Genomic DNA, 522 nt, shown 5'->3' with positions numbered 1-522 from the left:
AGGAAGCGAGCTGGGAAGCCGCGCTCGACCTTGTTGCTGAAAAATTCATCGCCGCGGAAGAGAAATACGGCTCGGAGACGGTCTGGCCGTACTTCTATGCCGGAACCATGGGGCTGGTGCAGCGCGACGGCATCGAACGGTTGCGGCACGCCAAGAAATATTCCGGCTTCTTCGGATCGATCTGCACCAATCTGGCATGGACCGGCTATGTCATGGGCACGGGCGCGCTGCGCGGCTCCGATCCACGCGAAATGGGCCGGTCCGACTGCGTCGTCGCGCAAGGAACGCGGTGCCAAGATCGTCGTCATCGACATCTATGAAAACGCGACGATGAAGCAGGCCGATATTGGCCTGGTGGTGAAGCCCGGTACGGACGGCGCGCTGGCCTGCGCGGTCATGCACGTGCTGTTTCGCGAGAACATGGCCGACCGCGCGTATCTTGAAAAATACACCGACGATCCGAAGGGACTGGAGGCGCATCTCGCCGACAAGACGCCGGAGTGGGCGGCCGCCTTCACGGGC

Annotated in this window: 1 pseudogene; it reads left to right on the top strand. The window is 62.3% G+C overall.

What is annotated here, in order from left to right:
• Positions 1-522, top strand: a pseudogene (locus tag DC522_RS34090) (molybdopterin-dependent oxidoreductase); the annotation flags it as partial.

The sequence above is a fragment of the Microvirga sp. KLBC 81 genome, from assembly GCF_003075415.1.
In the GTDB taxonomy this organism is placed as follows: domain Bacteria; phylum Pseudomonadota; class Alphaproteobacteria; order Rhizobiales; family Beijerinckiaceae; genus Microvirga.
The sequence above is the reverse complement of the archived record's forward strand: the minus strand, read 5'-3'. Positions and strand labels throughout refer to the sequence as shown.